General features: G+C 66.0%; 17 protein-coding genes. 9 read left to right on the forward strand and 8 right to left on the reverse strand.

The features are described from left to right. Positions 1–108 precede the first annotated feature (108 nt). The 5 genes from F8O07_RS00330 (at position 109) to F8O07_RS00350 (ending at position 7393) form a co-directional block, all read left to right on the forward strand. Positions 109–1491, forward strand: a complete 1383-nt coding sequence (locus tag F8O07_RS00330) for a dihydrolipoamide acetyltransferase family protein (RefSeq protein ID WP_158030205.1) — start codon at positions 109–111, stop codon at positions 1489–1491. A gap of 39 nt (positions 1492–1530) precedes the next feature. Further along, complete coding sequence (gene lpdA, locus F8O07_RS00335; RefSeq protein WP_158030206.1) at positions 1531–2961, forward strand: dihydrolipoyl dehydrogenase; 1431 nt, start codon at positions 1531–1533, stop codon at positions 2959–2961. A 390-nt stretch (positions 2962–3351) separates the two neighbouring features. Next, positions 3352–5028, forward strand: coding sequence for an acetolactate synthase AlsS (gene alsS, locus F8O07_RS00340; RefSeq protein WP_158030207.1), 1677 nt, complete (start codon positions 3352–3354; stop codon positions 5026–5028). Next, entirely contained in the window at positions 5025–5807 is a 783-nt protein-coding gene (gene budA, locus F8O07_RS00345) for an acetolactate decarboxylase (RefSeq protein WP_158030208.1), read from the forward strand. Before alsS ends, budA begins: the two co-directional genes overlap by 4 nt. A 203-nt stretch (positions 5808–6010) precedes the next feature. Continuing rightward, positions 6011–7393, forward strand: a complete 1383-nt coding sequence (locus tag F8O07_RS00350) for an MFS transporter (RefSeq protein WP_158030209.1) — start codon at positions 6011–6013, stop codon at positions 7391–7393. Positions 7394–7452: 59 nt separating this feature from the next. Here F8O07_RS00350 and F8O07_RS00355 read toward each other — a convergent pair whose 3' ends face one another. Beyond that, a complete protein-coding gene (locus F8O07_RS00355) occupies positions 7453–8349 on the reverse strand; it encodes a LysR family transcriptional regulator (RefSeq protein WP_225732953.1) in 897 nt (298 codons plus the stop codon). A 155-nt stretch (positions 8350–8504) separates the two neighbouring features. On the opposite strand from F8O07_RS00355, the gene F8O07_RS00360 reads away from it, so the two are divergent. Together F8O07_RS00360 and F8O07_RS00365 are read left to right on the forward strand one after the other, a co-directional pair. Beyond that, a complete protein-coding gene (locus tag F8O07_RS00360; RefSeq protein WP_158030210.1) occupies positions 8505–9416 on the forward strand; it encodes an NAD(P)-dependent oxidoreductase in 912 nt (303 codons plus the stop codon). Between the two features lie 64 nt (positions 9417–9480). Continuing rightward, positions 9481–10992 carry a CoA-acylating methylmalonate-semialdehyde dehydrogenase gene (locus F8O07_RS00365; protein ID WP_158030211.1) on the forward strand — a complete coding sequence of 504 codons (1512 nt, stop codon included), beginning with the start codon at positions 9481–9483 and terminating at the stop codon, positions 10990–10992. A gap of 131 nt (positions 10993–11123) precedes the next feature. Here F8O07_RS00365 and katG read toward each other — a convergent pair whose 3' ends face one another. The 5 genes from katG to F8O07_RS00390 all read right to left on the reverse strand — a co-directional run bounded on the left by katG (position 11124) and on the right by F8O07_RS00390 (position 16568). After that, on the reverse strand, positions 11124–13376 hold the full coding sequence (gene katG / locus F8O07_RS00370) for a catalase/peroxidase HPI (RefSeq protein WP_158030212.1): 2253 nt from the start codon (positions 13374–13376) through the stop codon (positions 11124–11126). 64 nt (positions 13377–13440) lie between these two features. Further along, positions 13441–13905 carry a Fur family transcriptional regulator gene (locus F8O07_RS00375; RefSeq protein ID WP_158030213.1) on the reverse strand — a complete coding sequence of 155 codons (465 nt, stop codon included), beginning with the start codon at positions 13903–13905 and terminating at the stop codon, positions 13441–13443. 82 nt (positions 13906–13987) lie between these two features. Next, positions 13988–15004 carry a hypothetical protein gene (locus F8O07_RS00380; RefSeq protein ID WP_158030214.1) on the reverse strand — a complete coding sequence of 339 codons (1017 nt, stop codon included), beginning with the start codon at positions 15002–15004 and terminating at the stop codon, positions 13988–13990. Continuing rightward, positions 15001–15654, reverse strand: coding sequence for a GNAT family N-acetyltransferase (locus F8O07_RS00385; RefSeq protein WP_225733109.1), 654 nt, complete (start codon positions 15652–15654; stop codon positions 15001–15003). The genes F8O07_RS00380 and F8O07_RS00385 overlap by 4 nt, the downstream gene beginning before the upstream one ends. Then, positions 15651–16568, reverse strand: coding sequence for a UTP--glucose-1-phosphate uridylyltransferase (locus F8O07_RS00390; protein WP_158030215.1), 918 nt, complete (start codon positions 16566–16568; stop codon positions 15651–15653). The genes F8O07_RS00385 and F8O07_RS00390 overlap by 4 nt, the downstream gene beginning before the upstream one ends. Before the next feature lie 52 nt (positions 16569–16620). Between F8O07_RS00390 and F8O07_RS00395 the strand changes: the two genes are divergently transcribed. Then, positions 16621–17256 (forward strand): 5-formyltetrahydrofolate cyclo-ligase, encoded by a 636-nt coding sequence (locus tag F8O07_RS00395; RefSeq protein WP_192496562.1) that lies wholly within the window; start codon positions 16621–16623, stop codon positions 17254–17256. Between the two features lie 91 nt (positions 17257–17347). Then, entirely contained in the window at positions 17348–17785 is a 438-nt protein-coding gene (mscL, locus tag F8O07_RS00400) for a large conductance mechanosensitive channel protein MscL (protein ID WP_158030217.1), read from the forward strand. Positions 17786–17928: 143 nt separating this feature from the next. Here mscL and F8O07_RS00405 read toward each other — a convergent pair whose 3' ends face one another. Together F8O07_RS00405 and F8O07_RS00410 are read right to left on the reverse strand one after the other, a co-directional pair. Beyond that, a complete protein-coding gene (locus F8O07_RS00405; RefSeq protein WP_158030218.1) occupies positions 17929–18141 on the reverse strand; it encodes a hypothetical protein in 213 nt (70 codons plus the stop codon). Then, complete coding sequence (locus F8O07_RS00410) at positions 18138–21758, reverse strand: ATP-binding protein (protein ID WP_158030219.1); 3621 nt, start codon at positions 21756–21758, stop codon at positions 18138–18140. The genes F8O07_RS00405 and F8O07_RS00410 overlap by 4 nt, the downstream gene beginning before the upstream one ends. Positions 21759–21863: the final 105 nt, after the last annotated feature.

The raw sequence follows: 21863 nt of genomic DNA on the forward strand, positions 1-21863 counted from the left end.
TGCCCACGCTGGTCACGACCAGCGCCGAAATGTCGATTGCAAAGCGCGTCTGCGCAGTGTGACTGCGCAGACGCCGGGCCCCACCGGGGCAATGAAAGGACTGTCAAGATGTCATTCAAGTTCAAACTGCCCGAGCTGGGTGAGGGCCTCTCTGAGGGCGTCATCTCAGCCTGGCAGGTCAAAGAGGGCGACGAGGTCAAGACCGATCAGACCCTCGTCGAGATCGAGAACGACAAGTCGGTCGTCGACCTGCCGTCACCGGTCAGCGGCACGGTGAAGAGCCTGAAGTTCAAAGAGGGCGACACCGTCGAAGTCGGCCAGGTCATCATCGACATCGATGACGGCTCGCCAGACGAGCCCGACGCGTCTGATGAGGCGCCGGCCGCGGATGCCGCCGCTGCCGCCGAGCCCGAGGCACCAAGCGCACCCGCGCCAGCTGCACCGGCACCTGCCGCACCCGCCGCTCCGGCATCCCCGGCACCGACTGCAGCCGCACCCGCGGCCGAACCCGCAGCAGCTCCGGCAGACGCACGCCCAGAGGGCGCTCCGGTGCTCGCGATGCCGTCAGTCCGCCTGTACGCCCGCGAACACGGTGTCGATCTGTCGACCGTGGTGCCCACCGGGGCACACGGTCACGTGCTGCGTGCCGATGTCGACGCCGTCTTCGGCCATCGCGCCGAGCCGGCGGATGCAGGGTCGGCTCCGGCCGTCGCCGCGAGCGCCGAGCCGCATCCCGAGGCAGCCGCCGCACCGACCGACGAGGTCAGCGTCACGCCGACCTACGACGGCAGCGGCGAGCGTCGCACTCCCTTCAGCGGCATCCGCAAGGCCACCGCGAACGCCGTCACGAAGGCGCACGAGATTCCGCCGGTCACCTTCTTCGCCGAGGTCGAGATCTCTGCGCTGCTCGCACATCGCAAGACGTACAAGCAGCTCGCCGTCGAACGCGACATCCATCTGACACCGCTCGCCTACATCGTCAAAGCGCTGGTCGCCGTGCTGAAGCAGTTCCCCGATCTGAACACCCGGCTCGACCTCGACGCCGGTGAGATCGTCTACCGCGACCGCATCGACGTGGGCATTGCGACCGACACCGACCGCGGCCTGTTCGTGCCGGTGGTACGCGATGCCGACCGGCTGAGCCTCTTCGAGGTGGCACAGCGCATCGCCGAGAACACCGAGAAGGCGAAGGCCGGCAAGCTCGGCCCCAACGACATGGGCGACGGGTCGATCACGATCAGCAACCTCGGCAGCGTCGGCGGCGGCTGGTTCACACCGATCCTCAACGCACCCGAGACCTCGATTCTCGGCGTCGGGCGCGCAAAACCGGGCCCGGTCGTCAACGACGAGGGCGAACTCGAAGTCGGGCAGCTGCTGCAGCTGTCGTTCACGACCGACCACCGCGTCATCGACGGCGCCAAGGCACAGCAGGCGCTGAACCTGCTCACCGCGGTGCTGCACGACCCAGCACGTCTGCTGGTCGAGGCCTGATCCGGCCGCGTCACGACACGAAGCATTGAGAGGAACATCATGAGCGACTCCACAGTCGAACACCGCGGCACCATCGTCATCGGTTCGGGGCCAGGCGGCTACGTCGCGGCCATCCGCGCCTCAGAGCTCGGGCAGAAGGTCACGCTGATCGAGGCCACCGATCGAGTCGGCGGCATCTGCCTGAACGAGGGCTGCGTGCCGTCGAAGGCCCTGATCAGCGTCGGGCACCGCATCCGCGCCGCACACGACACCGACCAGTACGGCCTGAGCTTCGAAGCGCCGAAGCTCGACTTCGCCAAGACGCAGCACTGGAAGCAGCACGACGTGGTCGAGCGCATGACGCGTGGTGTGCGCGGGCTGCTCAAGAAGCACGACGTCGAGATCGTCCAGGGCTTCGCCACCCTCGACAGCGACACCGTGCTGCGCGTGATGCCGGCAGGCCCGCAGCAGTTCATGAGCGTCGACCTCGGCCGACAGTTCACCTTCGACGACCTGATCATCGCGACCGGTTCTCGCCCCATCGAGATCCCGAGCTTTCCTTGGGGCGACCGAGTGATCGACTCGACCGGTGCGCTGAATCTGCCCGAGGTGCCCAAGCGCATGATCGTCATCGGCGGCGGGTACATCGGCACCGAGCTCGCCGGCGCCTACGCCGACATGGGCGCCAAGGTGATCATCCTTGAAGGCTCCCCCAGCATCCTGCCGCTCTTCGAAAGCGATCTCTCGTCGATCGTCACGAAGCGGCTCGAGGCCAAGGGCGTCGAGATCCACACCGGCGTGCGGGCGCGCGACGTCGATGAGGATGCCGACGGCGTGCAGGTCTTCGTCACGCTGAACGACGAAGAAGAGACCCTTGAGGCCGACTACTGTCTGGTCACCGTCGGTCGCCGCCCCAACACCGACAACATCGGGCTCGAGTTCACCAGCGTCGAGATCGACAACCACGGTCTCGTCGTCACCGATGAGCAGGGACGCACAGCGTCGCCGCACATCTACGCGATCGGCGACATCACGGCGGGGCCCGCTCTGGCGCACAAGGCGTTCTTCCAGGCGAAGACCGCCGCCGGCGCGATCGCCGGGCAGCCGACGGCGAACGACTACATCGGTGTGCCCGCCGTCTGCTTCAGCGACCCCGAGGTCGCGACAGTGGGCGTGACCAAAGACGAGGCCGAGAAACAGGGCGTCGCGGTCGAGACGGCGAAGTTCCCCTTCGCCGGCAACGCCCGCGCCGTGTCGCTGGGCGAGCCTGACGGCTTCGTGCGGCTGGTGTCGACGAAGGACGAGGGCACGCTGATCGGCGCGCAGATCGTCGGCCCGGGGGCCTCCGACCTCATCTCCGAGCTCAGCCTCGCGGTCAACGCTCAGATGAACGTCGAAGACATCGCGCTGACGATTCACCCGCATCCGACGCTCTCGGAGCCCATCGCCGAGGCCGCCGACATCGCGATCGGGTACCCGACGCACATCTGATCATCGGCTGACCGACGTCGCGTCGCGTCCTCGCCTCTGCGGGCGAAGAGTGAAAAGTGTGGTTTGTCTTCGGACAAACCACACTTTTCGCGTATCAGCCGCTTCATCGACCACAGCTGTCGTCTTCGTCTCGGTGAACTCTTCTGAAACAGATTCGCGCTCAGCCCCAAAGAGATCTAGTATCTATGTTGTATACGGTGAGTCCACCTCAAAGACGCGGGGTGTTCTCGAGCCGGTCGGTTCAGCGTCTCAGCGATGCTGCCGCTCCCCTCACGGAGCGTCAGGCGCCATGACGAGACCGACCCGCTCGTCCACACTTTCCCACAGGTTTCCATCACACACATCCCGGTCGCCGGCACCAGCTGGCGACCGCACAGTTCAGGAGCAGCAATGAACAGCAGCGCAGAATCGGTGCGCAGCGCGAACCGCATCGTCGAAGCACTCGAGGCGGCAGGCGTGAAATGGGTCTTCGGCGTTCCCGGCGCGAAGGTCGATCAGGTCTTCGACGCTCTGGAGGATTCCCCCATCGAGGTCGTCGTCTGCCGACACGAGCAGAATGCGGCATTCATGGCCGCCGCCGTCGGTCGTCTGACCGGTCACCCCGGCGTCGCACTGGTCACTTCAGGGCCCGGCACCAGCAACCTCGCCACCGGACTGGTGACGGCGACCACCGAGGGCGATCCGATGATCGCGCTGTGCGGCGCCGTGCCGCGCGGCGACCGTCTGAAGCGCACTCACCAGTCGATGGATGCCGTGGGCCTGCTGTCGACCGTCTCGAAGTTCGCCGGCGAGGTCGACTCCGCAGACAACGTTCCCGAGGCGATCGTGAACGCCTTCCGCCAGGCTGAGGTGATGCCGCGGGGCGCCGCCTCGCTGGTGCTGCCCTCTGACGTGATGGCGGAGCACACCTCAGTGCCGCTGCCTCCTGTGCAGCCGGTGCCCGACCTCGGTCCGGCTTCTCAGAAGTCGCTGGATGCGGCAGCAGATCTGCTGCGCAATGCCAAGTTCCCGGTCATCCTGGCCGGCGTGCGCTCAGCCTGCACCTCTGGGGCCGAGGCACTGCACCAGCTGTTGAAGGCCACCGAGCTGCCGGTCGTCGAGACCTTCCAGGCCGCGGGGCTCGTCTCACGCGATCTCGAAGATCACTACCTCGGTCGCGTCGGGCTCTTCCGCAACCAGCCCGGCGACGTCATCCTCGATCACGCCGATGTGGTGCTTGCGATCGGTTACGACCCGGTCGAGTACGACGCGAAGATGTGGAATCACGACAGCTCGCGTCGCATCATCAACCTCGACGAGATCGCAGCCGACATCGATGCCAGCTATGCGCCCGCGCTCGAGCTGCGCGGCGACATCCCCACCACGGTCTCGGCTCTCGCCGACCGGCTGCAGGGATTGAAGCTCGAGAGCACGGCTCGCGAGGTCGTCGACTCGCAGCTCGCCCGTCTCGCCGAGAAGGCACGCCCGAGCGAAGAGCACGACGACACGTTCGGACTCGATCCTGTGGCCGTGACTCTCACCCTGCGAGACCTCGTCAGCGATGACACCACAGTGATCTCAGACGTCGGCTCGCACTACATCTACATGGCGCGCTACTTCCGCACCTACCGCCCGCGTCGGCTGCTGTTCTCGAACGGCCAGCAGACGCTCGGCGTCGCGCTGCCGTGGGCCATCGCCACCACCATGGTTCGCCCCGACGAGCCGGTGCTCTCGGTGTCGGGCGACGGCGGCTTCCTGTTCTCGGCCATGGAGCTGGACACAGCCGTGCGCCGCGGAGCGAACTTCACTCACGTCATCTTCAACGACGGCACCTATGACATGGTCGCCTTCCAGCAGATGAAGAAGTACGGGCGCACCTCGGGCATCACCCTGGGGCACCCGGATCTGGCTGCGTACGCCGAATCGTTCGGCGCCCACGGCCGCCGTGCCACCTCGCTCGAAGAACTCGTCACCGAGGTGCGCGCAGGGCTCGCCGAATCGGGCCCGACCATCATCGACGTACCGGTCGACTACCGCGACAACCTCGCGGGTCTCGCCGGTGATCTCAGAGAGGGAGTTCTGTCATGACCACATCATCCGACATTACCGATTCGACGTCGGCACCCGCCGCCAAACGGGTCTCGAACCACATCGTCCGCCACGAGGTCTTTCAGACCTCGCTGATGAGCGCACTGCTCGACGGCATCTATGACGGCGAGATGACCATCGCGGAGCTGCTCGGCCAAGGCAGTTTCGGTCTGGGCACCTTCGACGGGCTCGACGGCGAGATGATCATTCTCGACGGTCACTGCTGGCAGATGCGCGTCGACGGCTCAGTGCAGCCCGCGCCACTCGACGCGCGCACGCCGTTCGCCGTGGTCACCAACTTCGTGACCAGCCTGAGTGCCGAGGTCAAGCCGCACTCCAGCCGTGAGGACGTCTCGGCGCTGGTCGACTCGCTGACGGTGTCGCCGAACTATCTGTACGCGCTGCGCATCACCGGCGAGTTCGACTGGGTCAAGACCCGCACGGTGCAGCTGCAGAGCAAGCCCTACCCGCGCATGGTCGATGCGACCAACGACGAGCCGACGCTGCGCTTCGAGAATGTGTCAGGCGTCGTCGGCGGTTTCCGCACGCCGGTGTATGAGCAGGGCATCTCGGTGCCCGGCTGCCACGTGCACTTCATCGACGATGAACGCACCATGGGCGGGCATGTGCTCGACTTCCAGATGGCCAAGGGCACCGTCGAGGTCTGCCTCGGAACAGACCTGCGTCTGTCGCTGCCGCGCACCGAGGCGTTCGAAGAGGCCAACCTGTCTCCAGAAGACCTGCACGACGAACTGAACCGCACCGAATCGCACAAGTGAGCGACTGACTCCGTATACGATTCCCGCGAGCCGGGGCCTCTGTCATCACGACGGAGACCCCGGCTCGCTGCATGTCTGGCGAGGTCACAGTGCCTGTGCGTATATGCACAGCCACTGTGCGCAATCACCAGCGCCGGTGCATAGACATGACACACCAACTCTTGCAGGATGTTCTCAGATCCCTGACTACAAGGAGGTAGCAGATGTCTGTGTCCGCCCCGGCAGCCCCGAAGAAGGGCCTGCGACAGGTCGTGCTCGCGTCAATGGCGGGCACCATCGTCGAATGGTACGAGTTCTTTCTCTACGCGACGGCCGCGACCCTGGTCTTCAACAAGGTCTTCTTTCCGCCCAGCGAAGACCCCTATGCGCCGATCATCGCCGCATTCGTCACCTACGCCGTCGGCTTCGTCGCTCGACCGCTCGGAGGAATCGTCTTCGCACACTTCGGCGACCGCTACGGCCGTAAGCATCTGCTCCAGGTGGCGATCATCATGGTGGGAGCCTCGACGTTCCTGATGGGCTGCCTGCCAACTTTCGCCACGGTCGGGTACTGGGCGCCCGCGCTGCTCGTCGCACTGAGGTTCATCCAAGGCATCGCAGTCGGCGGGGAATGGGGCGGAGCGGTGCTCCTCGTCGCAGAGCACGCACCGGCGAAGTCACGCGGCTTCTGGGCCAGCTGGCCGCAGGCCGCCCTGCCTCTCGGCAACCTGCTGGCGACGATCGTGCTGTTGGTGCTCTCGGCGTCGCTTTCCCCCGAAGCGTTCCTGAGCTGGGGCTGGCGCATCGGCTTCTGGCTGTCGGTCGTCATCGTGGCCGTGGGCTACTACGTGCGCACGAAGATCTCTGATGCGCCGATCTTCCAAGAGACGCAGCGAAAGATCGAGCAGGAGGACGAGGTGCGCTACGGCGTCTTCGAGGTGCTCAAACGCTACCCGCGTGGAGTGCTCACTGCGATGGGTCTGCGCTTCGCCGAGAACATCCTCTACTACATGGTCGTGACGTTCTCGATCACGTATCTGTCGGTCTGGGTCAAGATGGACACCAGCAGCATTCTGGGGCTGATGTTCTTCGCACATGTCTTCCAGTTCGTGATCGTGCCCCTGACCGGTGCGCTCACTGACCGGGTCGGCCGCAAACCCGTCTACATCGCCGGGGCCGCGCTCACCGGCGTCTGGCCGTTCGTCGCCTTCCCGATGTTCAACACGGCTGCGCCGCTGATGGTGATCCTGGCGATCATCCTCGGACTGTTCGTGCACGGCCTGATGTACGCCGGCCAGCCTGCGATCATGTCCGAGATGTTCCCGACGCGCATGCGCTATGCCGGCGTCTCGTTCGGCTACCAGGTGACCTCGATCGTGGCAGGCTCCGTCGCGCCCATCATCGCGACTGCGCTGCTCGGACAGTTCGCCTCGTGGGTGCCGATTGCGCTCTACCTCGTCGGAGCCGCACTGATCACCCTGATCGCCGCAGTCTCACTGCGCGAGACCAAGGGAATCACCCTCGAAGAGATCGACCGGCTCGACCACGAACGGCACATCGCCCCGTTGATGCAGAGCACACGCGCAGAAGCGACACCGGGAGCCTGAACGCATCCGCCACAGTCTGGCGGGCGGCCGAGGAGAGACCTCTCGGCCGCCCGCCAGACTCATTTCACGAAGTCGCTGCTCTGGGCGTAGGAGACCATAGCCGACAGGCAGGCCCCGACCGCCGGGTTGCGGTCGTTCTCTTCGCGCAGCGCGGCCCAGTATGAGACGCCGTGAGAGAACTCGTGTTCGAGCACCACGGCCAAGTCGTCGTACCGCTGCGCCACATAGTCCGGCAGCAGTCCGATGCCTGCCCCAGCACGCGTGGCCGCGACGTGCGCAAAGACGCTCGTCGAGCTGATGGCCTCGCGCATCCGCGGCAGCAGCTGCAGCGCGACGTCGAGATCGTCGACCTGCAGCGCCGACTCGATGTAGTAGTTGAGACGGTGCTCGGTCAGATCGGCGATCTTCGCAGGCCGACCCATCCGCGACAGATACTCCGCAGTCGCATACAGCCGCAGCTGGTATGAGAACAGCTCGACGGTGACCGCTCGGTTGACCTGCGGCCGACCGACGACCACTTCGATGTCGACGCCTGAGCGGCGCTGTCGAGCCTGTTGCGTCGCCGCGACGACCTCAAGGTCAAGTGCAGGATGTCTGCGCTGCAGCCAGGCCAAGGCCGGCATGGCGATGAAGACCGCATACGCATCCGGTGCCCCCACGCGCACGAGGCCCCGAACGGCATCATGAGGCTTGTCCGAGACCAGATCGTGCACGGAGCGTTCGATGCGCTCAGCCGCCTGCATCGCTCTCGTACCGAGCACGGTGAGCTCCCACCCCGTCGCACCCCGCACCAGCACGCGTCCGCCCAAAGCCTCGTCGAGCTGCCCGATTCTGCGCGAGACCGTCGAATGGTTCACTCCGAGCGCTTTCGCTGCGGCGGTGAAGCGCCCTGAACGAGCAACAGCGAGCAACGTCATCAGGCCCTGCAGGTGCGTCTCGTCAAGTCTGTGTTCCATGGCCCCATTGTGCCGCATCCGCGTCATGAGCTGTGCATGAATGCACAGCTCTGGTGCACAAATGACGTCTCTCAGAGATTGCCACGCACAGAACCGGCGACTTAGCCTGTCATCACACATACGACTTTTCGACAACGGAGCCGAGGAGAATCATCATGGCAACTTTGGGCTGGATCGGGTTGGGCAACATGGGCGGTCGGATGACCGGCCATCTCGTGCGCGCCGGCCACACCGTGCTGGGCTACGACCTGAACCCGGCGGCGACTGCCGCGGCTCAGGCCGAGGGCGTGACCATCGTCGACAGCATCGCCGCAGCACTCGACGGCGCGGATGCGCTGTTCACCAGTCTGCCGAAGGGGCAGCATGTGCGCAGCGTCTACGAAGGTGCCGACGGCGTGTGGGCGCATGCCGCCACGTCGACGCTGCTGATCGACTGCTCGACGATCGACGTCGAGACGTCGCGCTATCTGCACGAGCAGTCAGAGGTCAGCGGGCACCATTTCGTCGACGCGCCGGTCAGCGGCGGCATCAGCGGAGCCGCCGACGGCACACTCGCCTTCATGCTCGGCGGAGACTCGGCCGACACCGCTCGCGCCGCCGAGTACATCGAGCCGATGAGCGGCAGCACCATCGTCGCCGGAGGCCCGACCATGGGCATCGCCGCCAAGATCGTCAACAACATGATGCTGCTGATCGACGTGCTCGCGAATTCCGAAGGCTCGCAGCTGGCCGAAGAGCTCGGGCTCGACCCCAAGGTCTTCTGGCAGATCGCGAGCGCGTCATCCGGCCGTTCCTGGGCCCAGCAGACCTGGTATCCAGTGCCCGGAGTGATTCCGACCTCGGCAGCAGACCACAACTTCGACGCGACCTTCACCGCAGACCTCGCGAACAAAGACATCGGTCTGGCGCTTGAGGCAGGCCGACAGACCGGCGTGCATCTCCCGGCTGCGACGCTGGCGGCCGATCAGCTGCAGCAGCTGATCGACGAAGGGCTCGGTGGCAAAGACTGCACCCTGGTCGCCAAGTACGCCACACCTGACGGCACCCTGCGCGGCTGGCAGCCCTGATCATGCGCATGCGCCGCCCCCACCGCTCATCACAAACACCAGATTCGCAGCTACAGGAGCTCAGATGAACACCACCACCAGCACGACGCAGACGCTCACTCGCATCCCGCACGTCATCGGCGGTCAGCAGACGGACGAAGCAGAACGGTACGGCCCGGTCTTTAACCCGGCAACCGGGCGGCAGACCGCCGAAGTGCCGCTCGCCAGTGCCGCACAGGTCGATGCCGCCATCGCGCAGGCTGCTGAGGCCCAGCGGGCCTGGCGTCGCGTCGGCCTCGCGAAGCGTTCGCAGGTCTTCTTCCGCCTCGTGCACATCATCAACGAGCGCGCAGACGAACTCGCCCGCATCATCACCGCCGAGCACGGCAAAACCGTCCCCGATGCACGCGGCGAGATCGCGCGCGGGCTCGAGAACGTCGAGTTCTGCGCCGGGCTCACGCACCATCTCAAGGGCGAATTCGCCGAGCAGGTCGCCACCGGCATCGACGTGCATCAACTGCGCCAGCCACTCGGCGTCGTCGCCTGCATCACGCCCTTCAACTTTCCAGCCATGGTGCCGCTGTGGATGGTGACGACTGCGATCGCGGCAGGCAACGCGGTCATTCTGAAGCCCTCGGAACGTGACCCCTCCGCATCAGTCTGGATCGCCGAGGCGTTCCGCGAGGCCGGTCTGCCCGATGGCATCCTCAATGTCGTGCACGGCGACAAAGAGGTCGTCGACGAGCTGCTGACCAACCCCGGCATCGCCGGCGCGGCCTTCGTCGGCTCGACGCCGATCGCACGCTATGTCTACGAGACGGCGGCGCACGCGGGCAAACGCGTGCAGGCGCTGGGCGGTGCCAAGAACCATATGGTGGTCATGCCGGATGCCGACCTCGACTCGGCTGCGGACGCTGCGGTCTCAGCGGCATACGGCTCTGCCGGCGAGCGCTGCATGGCGGTCTCGGTGCTGGTCGCCGTCGGCGACACGGCCGACCCGCTCATCGAGAAGGTCGCGGCCCGCATCGCCGGTCTGCGCATCGGCGACGGTTTCGACCCGGATTCGGAGATGGGGCCGCTGATCACACGGCAGGCTCAGGAGCGCGTCGCCGAGTACGTCGGCTCTGCCGCTGGCGAAGGTGCGACGGTCGTCGTCGACGGGCGCGAGCAGCACTTCGAGGGCGACGGCTACTTCATCGGCGTCTCTCTGATCGACCACGTGCGCCCCGGCATGCGCGTGTACGACGACGAGATCTTCGGCCCGGTGCTGGCAGTGGTGCGCGTCGACAGCTATGACGAGGCCGTCGACCTGATCAACTCCAATCAGTATGCGAACGGCACCGCGATCTTCACCCGTGACGGCAAGACCGCCCGTGAGTTCCAGTTCGACATCGAGGTGGGCATGGTGGGTGTGAACGTGCCGATTCCGGTGCCGGTCGGCTCGTTCTCGTTCGGCGGCTGGAAGAGCTCTCTCTTCGGCGACACCCACATGTACGGGCCGGAGTCGTTCAACTTCTACACTCGCCGCAAGGTCGTGACCTCGCGTTGGCCGCACCCCAGCGAAAGCCAGATCGAGTTGGGCTTTCCGACGAACTGAGATGATCTGCCGATCGTCTGAGCGCTGACGCTGCCAGCGCTCGCGACGTGCAAGGGCCCCGTCCACGGAATGATCGTGGACGGGGCCCTTTCGCTCAGGATGCAGCGCTTCGTTCAGCGGCTGCGCACCGCTCAGCGCAGATCGTAACGATCCGCGTTCATCACCTTGTTCCAGGCGGCCACGAAATCGCGCACGAAGATGTCACGAGCATCGTCTGAGGCGTAGTACTCGGCGACAGCGCGCAGCTCCGAGTTGGCTGAGAAGACCAGGTCGAAGCGGCTGGCCCGCCACACGACCTCGTCTTCGCCGTAGTGGCGCATCTCGAAGGTGTTCTGCGTCTCGTCGGTCGCGCTCCATACGTTGCCGTTCTCGAGCAGGTTGCGGTACCAGTCATTGCTCAGCACGCCGGGACGATCGGTCAGCAGACCGAGGTCGGTGCCCTCATAGCCCGTCCCCAGTACGCGCAGCCCGCCGATCAGCGCCGTCAGCTCGGGCACACGCAGCCCGAGCAGCTGAGCACGGTCGATCAGCAGGTTCTCAGCCGGCAGCGAGTGTCCGGGGCGCAGATAGTTGCGGAACCCGTCGTTGGTCGGCTCGAGGTATGCGAACGTCTCGGGATCGGTGTCGTCCTGAGTGGCGTCGACGCGACCCGGTGTGAACGGCACCTCGATGTCGATGCCCCCCTCGTGAGCGGCCTGCTCGATCGCAGCGGAGCCGCCGAGCACGATCAGGTCTGCCAGCGAGATATGGCGCGGCGCGTTCTGCTCGTTGAAATCGCTCTGGATCTTCTCGTAGACCGAGAGCACCTGGTCAAGCTGCTCGGGCTCGTTGACCTCCCAGTGGCGCTGCGGCTCCAGACGGATGCGCGCGCCGTTTGCGCCGCCGCGATAGTCAGTCGCACGGAACGTCGAGGCTGATGCCCAGGCGGTCTTCACCAGCTGCTGTCGGGTCAGACCCGAGGCGAGGATCTGCCGCTTGAGCTCGTTGATGTCGGCGGCCAGCACCGGCTCACCGGTCGCTGCGGGCAGCGGATCCTGCCAGATGTAGTCGGCTGCGGGCACCTCTTTGCCGAGGTAACGCGACTTCGGGCCCATGTCGCGGTGCACCAGCTTGTACCAGGCTTTGGCGAACTCCTGCTCGAAGAGCTTCTGGTCGCCCAAGAACTCACGACCGATGCGTTCGTACTCGGGGTCGACGCGCAGTGCCAGGTCTGTGGTGAACATGCGCGGCTCGCGACGGCCCTCGGAGTGTGCGAGCGGCACCATGTCCTGCCCGGCGCCGTCCTTCGGCCGCCACTGCCAGTGACCGCCCTCTCCCTTGTAGCACTCCCACTCGTATGAGAAGAGAATGTGCAGGTACTCGTTGTCCCAACGAGTGGGGTGATACGTCCACGTCACTTCGAGACCCGAGGTGATGGTGTCGTCGCCGATGCCGCTCTTGTAGTCGTTCTTCCAGCCCAAGCCCTGATCCTGGATGCCGGCCTCAGCCGGACTGCCGTGCACGTGCTCTCCGTCGGGTGCGGCACCGTGCGATTTGCCGAAGGTGTGCCCACCGGCGATCAGTGCGAGTGTCTCGCGATCGTTCATGCCCATACGATCGAAGGTCTCACGGATGTCATGCGCAGCGCGGGCCGGATCGGGCTGTCCCTCAGGGCCCTCGGGGTCGACGTAGATGAGCCCCATCACAGTCGCGCCGAGCGGCTTCTCGAGATCGCGCCGCTGCTTGTCAGTGATGCGGTCTTCAGTGCCCTTCCACTGCGGCTCTGATCCCCAGTAGACGTTCTCGGGCTCCCACGCGTCGATGCGCCCGCCGCCGTAGCCGGCAGTCGGCAGCCCCATGATCTCGAGCGCGACGTTGCCGGCGAGCACGATCAGGTCGCCCCACGAGATGCTGCGACCGTACTTCTGCTTCACCGGCCAGAGCAGACGACGCCCTTTGTCAGTGCTCACATTGTCGGGCCAGGCCTCGGTCGGCAGAAAACGCTGCTGCCCGGTGCCCGCACCGCCTCGTCCGTCGAACTGACGATAGGTGCCTGCACTGTGCCAGGCCACACGGATGATCAGCGGGCCGTAGTTCCCGAAGTCGGCCGGCCACCAGGGCTGCGAGGTGGTGAGCACCTCGGCGATGTCTTTCTTGACCTGGTCGAGATCGAGCGCCTCAAAAGCCGCTTTGTAGTCGAAGCCGTCTTCTTCGGGGTTGCGCTCACGGGGGTTCTCATCGAGCAGCCCGACATTCAAGTGCTTCGGCCACCAGGCGAAGCTGGCGTCGCCCTGCGTGGGATGCGGCAGCTCTTTCTGCGGGATCCCGGGCATGGCGACCCCGGTGGCATCGCCGCTGACCGGTGCTCCGGTCTCGTGGTCGATGGGGCACTTTGATTCAGACATGTGTGCTTCCTTCCGTGCTGTGGTTGTGATTCTGTGTGTCACAGGGGCGACGTCGCCCCTGTGTTCAGTACTGGGGGTCATGTTCGCGCAGCTTCTGCTCGCATTCGGGGCAGACGCCGCGAAAAGTGATGTCGGCGGTCAGCACGCGCATGCCGTGCACGTCGTCAGGCGTCAGGCAGGGGGCATGCCCCACGACGCAGTCGACGTCTTCGATGCGTCCGCAGACCACGCACTGCACATGATGATGGTTGTCGTGAGTGCGCGTCTCGTATCGCGCACTGCCGGAGTCTGGCAGATCGATGCGCCGCACGAGCTCGTGGCGGGTGAGATCGTGCACGATGTTGTGCACCGACTGCGCCGAGATACTCGGCATGCCGTCGCTCAGTCCGGCGAGAATGTCTGCGGCCGAGCTGTGCGGGTGCTCGTCGAGATACTGCAGCGTCGCCAGGCGTCCGGCAGTGACGCGCAGTCCGCTCTCACGCAGCTGTTCACCCCACGATTCGGGAGCGATGGAGACATGAACGCTCATGCCCACAGTCTAGCAATATTTTGATGAACTCAAAATTATGAGCAGGACAAATCACTCTGACGCTCAGACGACGAGCTGCTGCTCATCCAACGTTGCGGCGCCGATTCAGAATGTCGTCGAGGCGCCCCGAGTCGAAGCTCGCGTCGACCCCGGCACGATCGTCGATCCAGTCGTATTCGTCGGGCTCGCCGAGCGATGCCTCGATCTCTTCGGCGACCGCCTCTGCGGCTGGCTGCGCGTCCCGGCTGTGCGCTGCCTCTGCGGCGGATGCGCCCACGGCGTCCGCCTGCGGAGTCACGATCGGGAGCTGGCGCACGTCTGCCTGCTCCTCGTCTGCAGCGCGGTTCGGCGCCGCGGGCCGAAGACCGGGAACCGAGTCGTCACCGATGCGCGCTGCCTCGGCGAGGGCTGCCGCGACGACTTCGTCGCGGGTGACGCCCAGCGGCTTCGGCAGCGGGTTCGGGGTCCAGGTGTGATCCGTCCGAACATCCTCTGCAGCTGCCTGACGCCGGGCTTCGGCGTCGAGATCGTCAGCAACGTCATAGACCGGAGTCTGCTGCGCGGGAACCTGCTGCGCAGTCTGCTCGGTCGCGAGCCGACGACGCTGATGACGCACGACTCGAGTCGCCCGCGCCCGCATGGCCAGCCCCAGCACACCGACGACCAGGCCGCAGCCGAGCCAGAGCCACCCGCTCGCACGATTTGTGACCTGCAGCGCCCCGATGATGACCAGGCCGAGAGCGATCAGGCTCAGTGTCGAGCCGACTCGCTGCCCGCGCACGGCAGCCCGCAGCTTCGGCGGCAGACCGGCTTCGCGGCGGGCTTCGCTACGCTGGGCACGCTGTCTCTCACGTTCCATTCGGCGTGCCTCTCTCGCGAGCACCGCTGCGCGGCGGGCGCTCACTTCTTCTTCGTATTCGTCTGGGAGTTCCTGGTTGCGAGCGATGACGTTGACGGCACGCTGCACACGCGTGGCGTTGCGCGCGGTGGTGCGCAGATTGCGTCGCTCGATCCAGCTTGGAGTGAGCACGGCGAGCCACAGCCCCACGATGCAGAGCACCAGCATGGCGCCGCCGATCTGCCCGAGAAGTCCACTCATGGCATTAACCTACGTTCGGCAGGGTCGTTTAGCGATGATTCGCCACGGTGTGGCGAGCATCCGCCGTCGGCCGCGAAGTGCGCGACCAGGCCGTCACGAGGGGCATCCTCGGCCAACAGCGCGAACACCAAGTGATCGCGCCAACGATCACCGATGTGGATGTAGCCACGGCGCAGCCCCTCGGGGCGAAAGCCGAGTTTCTCGGGCACCCGGCGGGAAGCCGCATTCTCGGGCAGCATACAGATCTCGATCCGATGCATGCCCCACTCTCGAAACAGCAGATCGCAGATCAGGGCCGTCGCCGTCGGGGCGATGCCGCGACCGGCCACACGCTCGGCGACCCAATAGCCGATCGAGCACGAGTTCATCGCCCCCCAGGCGATCTGCGCCACGCTGATCTGACCGACGATCTCGCCGTGCCATTCGATCACGCAGGTGATCGAGAGACCCTCGCGCATGCTGACGATCATCGATCGCACCTGGCGTCGGGTGTCCGGCATTCCCGCCGGCTGACCGGGCAGCGTGGCCTCCCACTGCTGCAGCCAGGCCCGGCCGGCTCTCAGCTCGGCGTCGAGCGCCCGCCAGTCACGCTGCCGCACCGGGCGAATGGCGACCTCTCCCCAGACGCACCGATGCAGCGGCAGATTCACAGCGTCTTGCTGAAGTCGTTGAGCCAGGTGCGGAATGCGGGCCCGAGATCGTCGCGCTCGCTGGCCAGCGTGACCACGGTCTTCAGGTACTCGAGCTTGTCACCCGTATCGAAACGACGACCACGGAACACCACACCCAACACCGGGCCGGCAATCGACTCATCCGCCGCCAACGTCTCCAACGCATCCGTCAACTGAATCTCATTACCCCGACCCGGAGCCGTGTGCGCCAACACATCGAACACCCCCGGCTGCAGCACATACCGACCAATCACCGCAAGATTCGACGGCGACGTCCCCGGCTCCGGCTTCTCCACCAGACCCGTGATCCGCACCACACCATCCTCACCCGTCGCCTCAACCTCGGCCACACCATACAAATGCGTACGATCAGCCGGCACCTCCAACAACGCCACCACCGACGCCCCCCGCGCAGCCTGCACATCCAACATCCGGCTCAGCAAATCCTCATCAGCATCAATCAGGTCATCACCCAACAACACCGCGAACGGCTCATCCCCCACATGCTCACGCCCACACAACACCGCATGCCCCAAACCACGCGGCACACCCTGACGCACCGAATGCACATCAGCCACACCAGTCGCCTCACGCACCGACGCCAACAAAGCATCCTTGCCATCAGCAGCCAGACGAGACTCCAAATACGGCGCCGCATCAAAATGATCCTCGATCGCACCCTTACCCGACCCCGTCACCAACAACACATCAGAAAGCCCCGCACCCGAAGCCTCCTCCAACACATACTGAATCGCCGGACGATCAACCACCGGCAGCATCTCCTTCGGCACCGCCTTCGTCGCCGGCAAAAAACGCGTCCCCAAACCCGCAACCGGCACCACCGCCTTCACCGCACGACGCTGTTGTGTCCCACCCTGATTCTCTGCAGTCATGCGCCTTAGCATACCGGCACCCGTGCGCACTCACGGGTTTAGACTCGTGCCGATGGCCGTTGATCCGATTCCAGAGACGTCGCCGGGCACCGCTGCGGCAGAGACCTCGGCAGCCCGCAAGGCCGAGCTGCGCCAGCGCATCCGCGCAGCGAGACGCCGGTCGCCATCACCGATGCGAGACCTCACTCCGAATCTGCTGCGCCTGCTCAGCCAGCTGACCAGTGGCGTTCCGGCAACCGTCGCCTGCTACCTGGCCGCTCGAAGCGAACCGCAGACACGCGGGTTCATCACGGCCGTGCAAGAGGCCGGACATCGTGTTCTGCTGCCACAGGTACGGGCCGACGGCGGGCTGGACTGGGCCGATGCCGCGGGGGCGGGCGAGCGTGACAGCGGCTTCGGCGTGCCCGAAGTGGATGCTGCGGCGCTGCCCGAGGGAGCATTGCGTGAAGCGTCGGTCATCGTCGTTCCCGCACTGGCGGCGTCGGGCACTGGAGCACGACTCGGGCAGGGCGGCGGCTTCTACGACCGCACGCTGGCCGACCGGGCGCTCACCGCCCACGTGGTCGCTGCCGTCTTCGATGAGGAGGTGATCGCCGATCTGCCGATCGAGGCGCACGACCGACCGGTCGACTGGATCGTCACCGATCGGCGAATCCTCGCCGTGACGCCGCCAACGCATATACAGTAGAAAGCGGCGGCGTTCCACAGACGCTGCACAGGCGCACGGGGCGCCCCTCGACGCGCCATGCGTGCAATCACATGATTCAGGAGCAAACGCAATGAAACAGGTCTTCGCCGGATTCCGAGACTTCATCTCAAAAGGCAACGCGATCGAGCTGGCCGTCGGTGTGGTCATCGGCTCGGCTTTCACCGGACTGGTCAACGCACTGGTCGAGAAGCTCATCATGCCGCTGGTCGCGGCGATCTTCGGCAAGCCCAACTTCGACTCGGTCGGCAACTTCACCATCAACGGTGCTGACTTCTCGATCGGCGCAGTGATCACTGCCATCGTGAACTTCCTGCTGATCGCGCTGGCCCTGTACTTCTGCATCGTGCTGCCGTTCAACAAGCTGCGCGAGTACCAGGTCAAGCACAGCGCCAAGAAGCCCGAGGCACCGGAAGACCCCCGCACCGAGCTCGATGTGCTCAAAGAGATTCAGGAGGCTCTGCAGGCGCAGAACGGCACCACCGGTTCCGGCGCTCACGCGCAGAAATGACCGGTGGTCGGGCGCCCTTCCGCTTTTCCGCTGGGTGGCCCGGCTGAACCGTGTCTCATGGCAGAACCCCGCTGCCACCGCCGCATCGACGTGGCAGCGGGGTTCTCTCTGTCTGCTGAGCGGCAGACACTGATCTCGCCGGCTCAGCCCCAGTGCGGAGGCCGCTGAGCTTTGAGCCAGCGGTCCTCTTCGGCTTCGGCCGTGTGATCGCCCCACTCCCCCTGCTCAGCGGATTCGTCCGCCGCTAGGGTCTGATCACGCCGGGTCAGCGCACGTTCGGCCTGCACGTCGTGTTCGTCGGGCACCGTGCCGTAGACCACGCGCCGACTGCCGATGCGACGGATACGTTCGGTCACTGCTGCCCTCGGCGCGCGTACTCGCGCTGCTGTCGCTCGGCCGCAGCGCGATGCTGATCGAGCTCGGCCGCGATCTCGTCGGCGATGCGCTGCGGGTTCGCGAAGAGCTCGAACGAGTACACCCGGCGAAACTTCCAGCCGAGCTTGGTGAGCAGCGTCGGGTGCAGGCGCAGCACCTCTCGAAGCGTGTCGCGGTTGTAGTCGGAGTCGGTCTCGATGATCATCTGGGTGGTGCCGTCGTCGACCGCCAGCCCCAGATCGTCGTCGAAGTGATCGTTCACTTTGAGCCCCTTGCGGTGCAGCCGACGTCCGAGGTCGACGAGCAGTGCCTGCGCTGAGAAGAAGCGGCGCTCTGGAGCAGGGTCGCGCTCTCCGCCGAGCAGGTCGAAGAGCACACGCGGGGCTCCGGTCAGCCGTTCCAGCTCATTGCCTCTCGGCTGCAGCGCTGCCACCAGCGTGAGATGACGACGGGCGCGGGTGAGCGCCACCCCCAGCCAGCGCATCCCGCTGGGGTCTGGCGTGATCGCCCCGAACGCCGACAGCATCCGGCCGTGCGGCGTACGGCCGTATCCGAGCGCAAAGATCACTCGATCGCGGCTGCGCGCCGCAGCCTGCGCGACAGTGAGCACTAAGAACGGCTCTGGCTGCCGCGGGTCGAAGAACGTCTGCAGCGCCTGTCGCGTAGCCAGCTCGGAGCGCAGCGCCGCACGCACCTGCTGTGCCATGGCCTCGCTGGGCGTCACCACCATGAGCGAGTCGTCCGGGTGCCAGACCGCTGTGGCGAAGGCCAGATCGACGACTTTGGCCACCTCTGCGGGCAGCGCCTCGACGTTGCCGCTGTCGGGGTCGGGCGTGCCTCGTCCGGGGGCCTCGACCTGCACGACGTCGTAGGCTGACTGTCCGGCGAACTCGGCGGCCGAGGGCAGCGCGCGAATCTGCAGGTCGTACCAGCGACGATTCACCAGCGACGCCAGGGCACGGCCGCCGGATCGATAGCTGAAGTCGAGAGTGAACTCAGGCAGCAGCCCGCGCAGCGCCGCGAACGCCGACGGCTCGTCGGTGATCGGCACCACCTCGGGGTCGTTCGGGTCGATGCTGAACCGGCTCGGCGTGCCGAGCACCGGGTCGCCGATGGCGATGACCTGCTCGGACTGTGCGATCGGCAGCACCGCCTCAGACAGCGCCATACTCGCCGCATCGAGCAGAATCACCGTGTCGAAATGCGCTCGATCAGGCACATCAGATCCGAACTGGTATGGCGAGAACAGCCAGACCGGTGCGACGGCCCGCCCGACGACCGGCAGACGCTGCATGAGCGTCGACGGTGTGACGGCGTCGTCGAGCAGACGCTGCCGCAGTTCGGCCGCCTCGTCCGGGTGCAGGTCGATAGCCTCACGCCACCGACTGGCGAGCGTGGCTGCGAGCTCTTGGGCGTGATCGTCGACCACGCGGCGGTCTTCGAGCACGAAATCGCGCTCCAGTCGCGCCAGCACCTGCGTGTTGGCGTTGAGCAGCGAACCGTCGCGCTCGAGCAGCAGTTCGAGCACTGACTGCCACCATGCGAGTTCGAGCTCGTCAGCGGCGTGCTCTGTCGTCACATGCCGTCGGGCGAAGTCGTCGACGAGCTCAGAGAGCCCCTCGCGTTCGAGCGCGGCCAGCAGCTCGGCGCGCTCGTGCAGATGCTCCAACGCACCGACGTCGCGCGACAAGGAATCGAGCACCTCCTGCACCCGCTCGACCGGCACACGCATCAGATCGCCGATGCGCTCACGGTCGAGCGGCCGCTGCAGTTCTTGCAGGTCGGCGGTCAGCGCGGTGTACATGATGTTCACATCGCCGAGGCCGACCGGCACGTTGGGCGGTCGGTGATCGGCCACCAGCTGCCCCCAGAGGATGCGCTCCTCCTGGATCTCCTGCAGCGCCTGGTGCACGTCGTTGACGTGAGCGCCCGGCCGCTGATACTCCTTGGCCAGCTGACGCAGGCGACGGCGCGAGCCGACCGGCATATCCTGTTCGCGACGCGGAGCCGTCGCGATGATGAGCTCTTCGAGCGACCGGTCGTAGACCACCGGCTGAAAACGGTCGAGGGTGCTGCGCACGCGCAGCAGCAGAGCGAGCCCCTCACCGATCTCGGTGAGATTCGTGGGGCGTCGCAGCCCGGCGTCATGGAACACTCGCCGAGACTTCTCGACCAGTACCTGCAGATCATTGCCAGCCAGCCGTTTGGCGAGCAGATAGATGTTCTCAGCGTCTTGCGGGGTGTCGAACTCGGCCCCGTACCACGACGAGTCGTCAGGCCCGAAATCAAACTGGCCGAGGTCAGCGGCCTTGCGCAGCAGAGCCGCTGCCGAGGTGCGGTCGACGGCCAGCGACTCGAGAACGGTCGAGTGCAGACGCACCTTGGTGTGCGGCGGGTCGGGCAGCAGCGACAGACGAGCCAGCTCGCTCAGCGCCTGCTCGACCGAGACGCCATAGGTCTGACTGACCTGCCCCAGGCTGCGCCGGTAGCCAAGCAGCGCATCGCGGATGCGAGCGTAGGCCCCAGCTCGCTCCTCGCGGTCTTGGGGCGCCTGTGCACGCTCGTTGCGCGAGATCGCGTGCACGACGTCCTGGCGCAGGTGCTGCGCCGTGACCGCCATGCCGGCCAGCCCGCGCAATGCCAGCTTCGTCGCCACGGCATCCAGCGTCGCGCGCGACGAGGCGACCACTGCGACCCGACGCCCGACCGGCACCAGGGTGGCCAAGATGTTCGACACCGCCTGCGCAACCCCTGACCCCGGCACTGTGCGCACCACGAATGATGTGCCGGTGCTGGCCTGGGCGACGACGCGCTCCTGCTCGGCGCTCGCATCGAGTATCAGCGCATCCGACAGCGCAGAGCGTTCGTCCGCGCTGTTCACGGTGACGAGCCGGGCCCGTTCCTGCAGCGCGTCGGCCGCGCCGGGCACGCCGGCGACCGCATCGAGAATCGGGTGGATGCGCGTGGCAGCCCGCGTCGAGAGACCGCTCGCCGCGGTGCTGTAGGTTCCCATGACGAGCCGCCCCTGGAAGTCGACGCCGTCGACGAAGTGGAATTCGCGATCGAGACGGTGCAGCGCCTCATCCGGGTGAAAGCCGTTCTCGTCATGCACGGCCGCAACGATGCCGTCGACGTCGATCTCTGAAGAGAAGCGGCGTTCGAGCAGCGAGACGACCTCGGGATTGATCAGAGAACGACCGGTGATGAGCAGCTCGAAGTCGCCGGGCACTGCCTGAATCGCTGCAGGCTGCACAATCAGAGGCAGGTGACCGGAGCGCCCTCTGCTGCCGTGCCAGAGCATCTCACCGGCGAGCAGGTGCACCGCGTCGATGCCCCGGTCTTCGGCCAGTTCGGCCGCCTTGTGCTCGATCTGCCGGGCGACCCGCATCGAACGGGCGCGCGCCTTCTCATCTCGAATGAGCGTCGAGAGTCGGGTGACTCGCCCGCTGAAGAGGCGGGCGATGCCGCCCGGATGCGCGGTGCTGAGATCGAGGATCGCCGAGCGCTCGGTGCCTCTGCGGGCACTTTCGCCGACTGCTGTGAGTCGATCGCGCCACCCCGCCCAGGCGGCGCTGCGCTGATCTGATTCTGCAGTCACACGAACTCCTCCGAAATCCGATTGCACTCCCTCTCCCAGCCTAGCGTCAGCACCGACCGCTGGGCGCCAGCGCCGGTGAGCCTTCGACAGCCTGCTCAGACGGAC

This window comes from Pseudoclavibacter sp. CFCC 13796, from assembly GCF_008831185.1.
In the GTDB taxonomy this organism is placed as follows: Bacteria; Actinomycetota; Actinomycetes; order Actinomycetales; family Microbacteriaceae; genus Pseudoclavibacter_A.

Bases quoted from the DNA above. Each gene is read 5' to 3' on its own strand.
- F8O07_RS00355 (WP_225732953.1), bottom strand. From the start codon at position 8,349: ATGGAACACAGACTTGACGAGACGCACCTGCAGGGCCTGATGACGTTG.
- katG (WP_158030212.1), bottom strand. From the start codon at position 13,376: ATGTCTGAATCAAAGTGCCCCATCGACCACGAGACCGGAGCACCGGTC.
- F8O07_RS00330 (WP_158030205.1), top strand. From the start codon at position 109: ATGTCATTCAAGTTCAAACTGCCCGAGCTGGGTGAGGGCCTCTCTGAG.
- F8O07_RS00360 (WP_158030210.1), top strand. From the start codon at position 8,505: ATGGCAACTTTGGGCTGGATCGGGTTGGGCAACATGGGCGGTCGGATG.
- F8O07_RS00390 (WP_158030215.1), bottom strand. From the start codon at position 16,568: ATGACTGCAGAGAATCAGGGTGGGACACAACAGCGTCGTGCGGTGAAG.
- budA (WP_158030208.1), top strand. From the start codon at position 5,025: ATGACCACATCATCCGACATTACCGATTCGACGTCGGCACCCGCCGCC.
- F8O07_RS00395 (WP_192496562.1), top strand. From the start codon at position 16,621: ATGGCCGTTGATCCGATTCCAGAGACGTCGCCGGGCACCGCTGCGGCA.
- lpdA (WP_158030206.1), top strand. From the start codon at position 1,531: ATGAGCGACTCCACAGTCGAACACCGCGGCACCATCGTCATCGGTTCG.
- F8O07_RS00375 (WP_158030213.1), bottom strand. From the start codon at position 13,905: ATGAGCGTTCATGTCTCCATCGCTCCCGAATCGTGGGGTGAACAGCTG.
- F8O07_RS00380 (WP_158030214.1), bottom strand. From the start codon at position 15,004: ATGAGTGGACTTCTCGGGCAGATCGGCGGCGCCATGCTGGTGCTCTGC.
- F8O07_RS00350 (WP_158030209.1), top strand. From the start codon at position 6,011: ATGTCTGTGTCCGCCCCGGCAGCCCCGAAGAAGGGCCTGCGACAGGTC.
- mscL (WP_158030217.1), top strand. From the start codon at position 17,348: ATGAAACAGGTCTTCGCCGGATTCCGAGACTTCATCTCAAAAGGCAAC.
- F8O07_RS00365 (WP_158030211.1), top strand. From the start codon at position 9,481: ATGAACACCACCACCAGCACGACGCAGACGCTCACTCGCATCCCGCAC.
- alsS (WP_158030207.1), top strand. From the start codon at position 3,352: ATGAACAGCAGCGCAGAATCGGTGCGCAGCGCGAACCGCATCGTCGAA.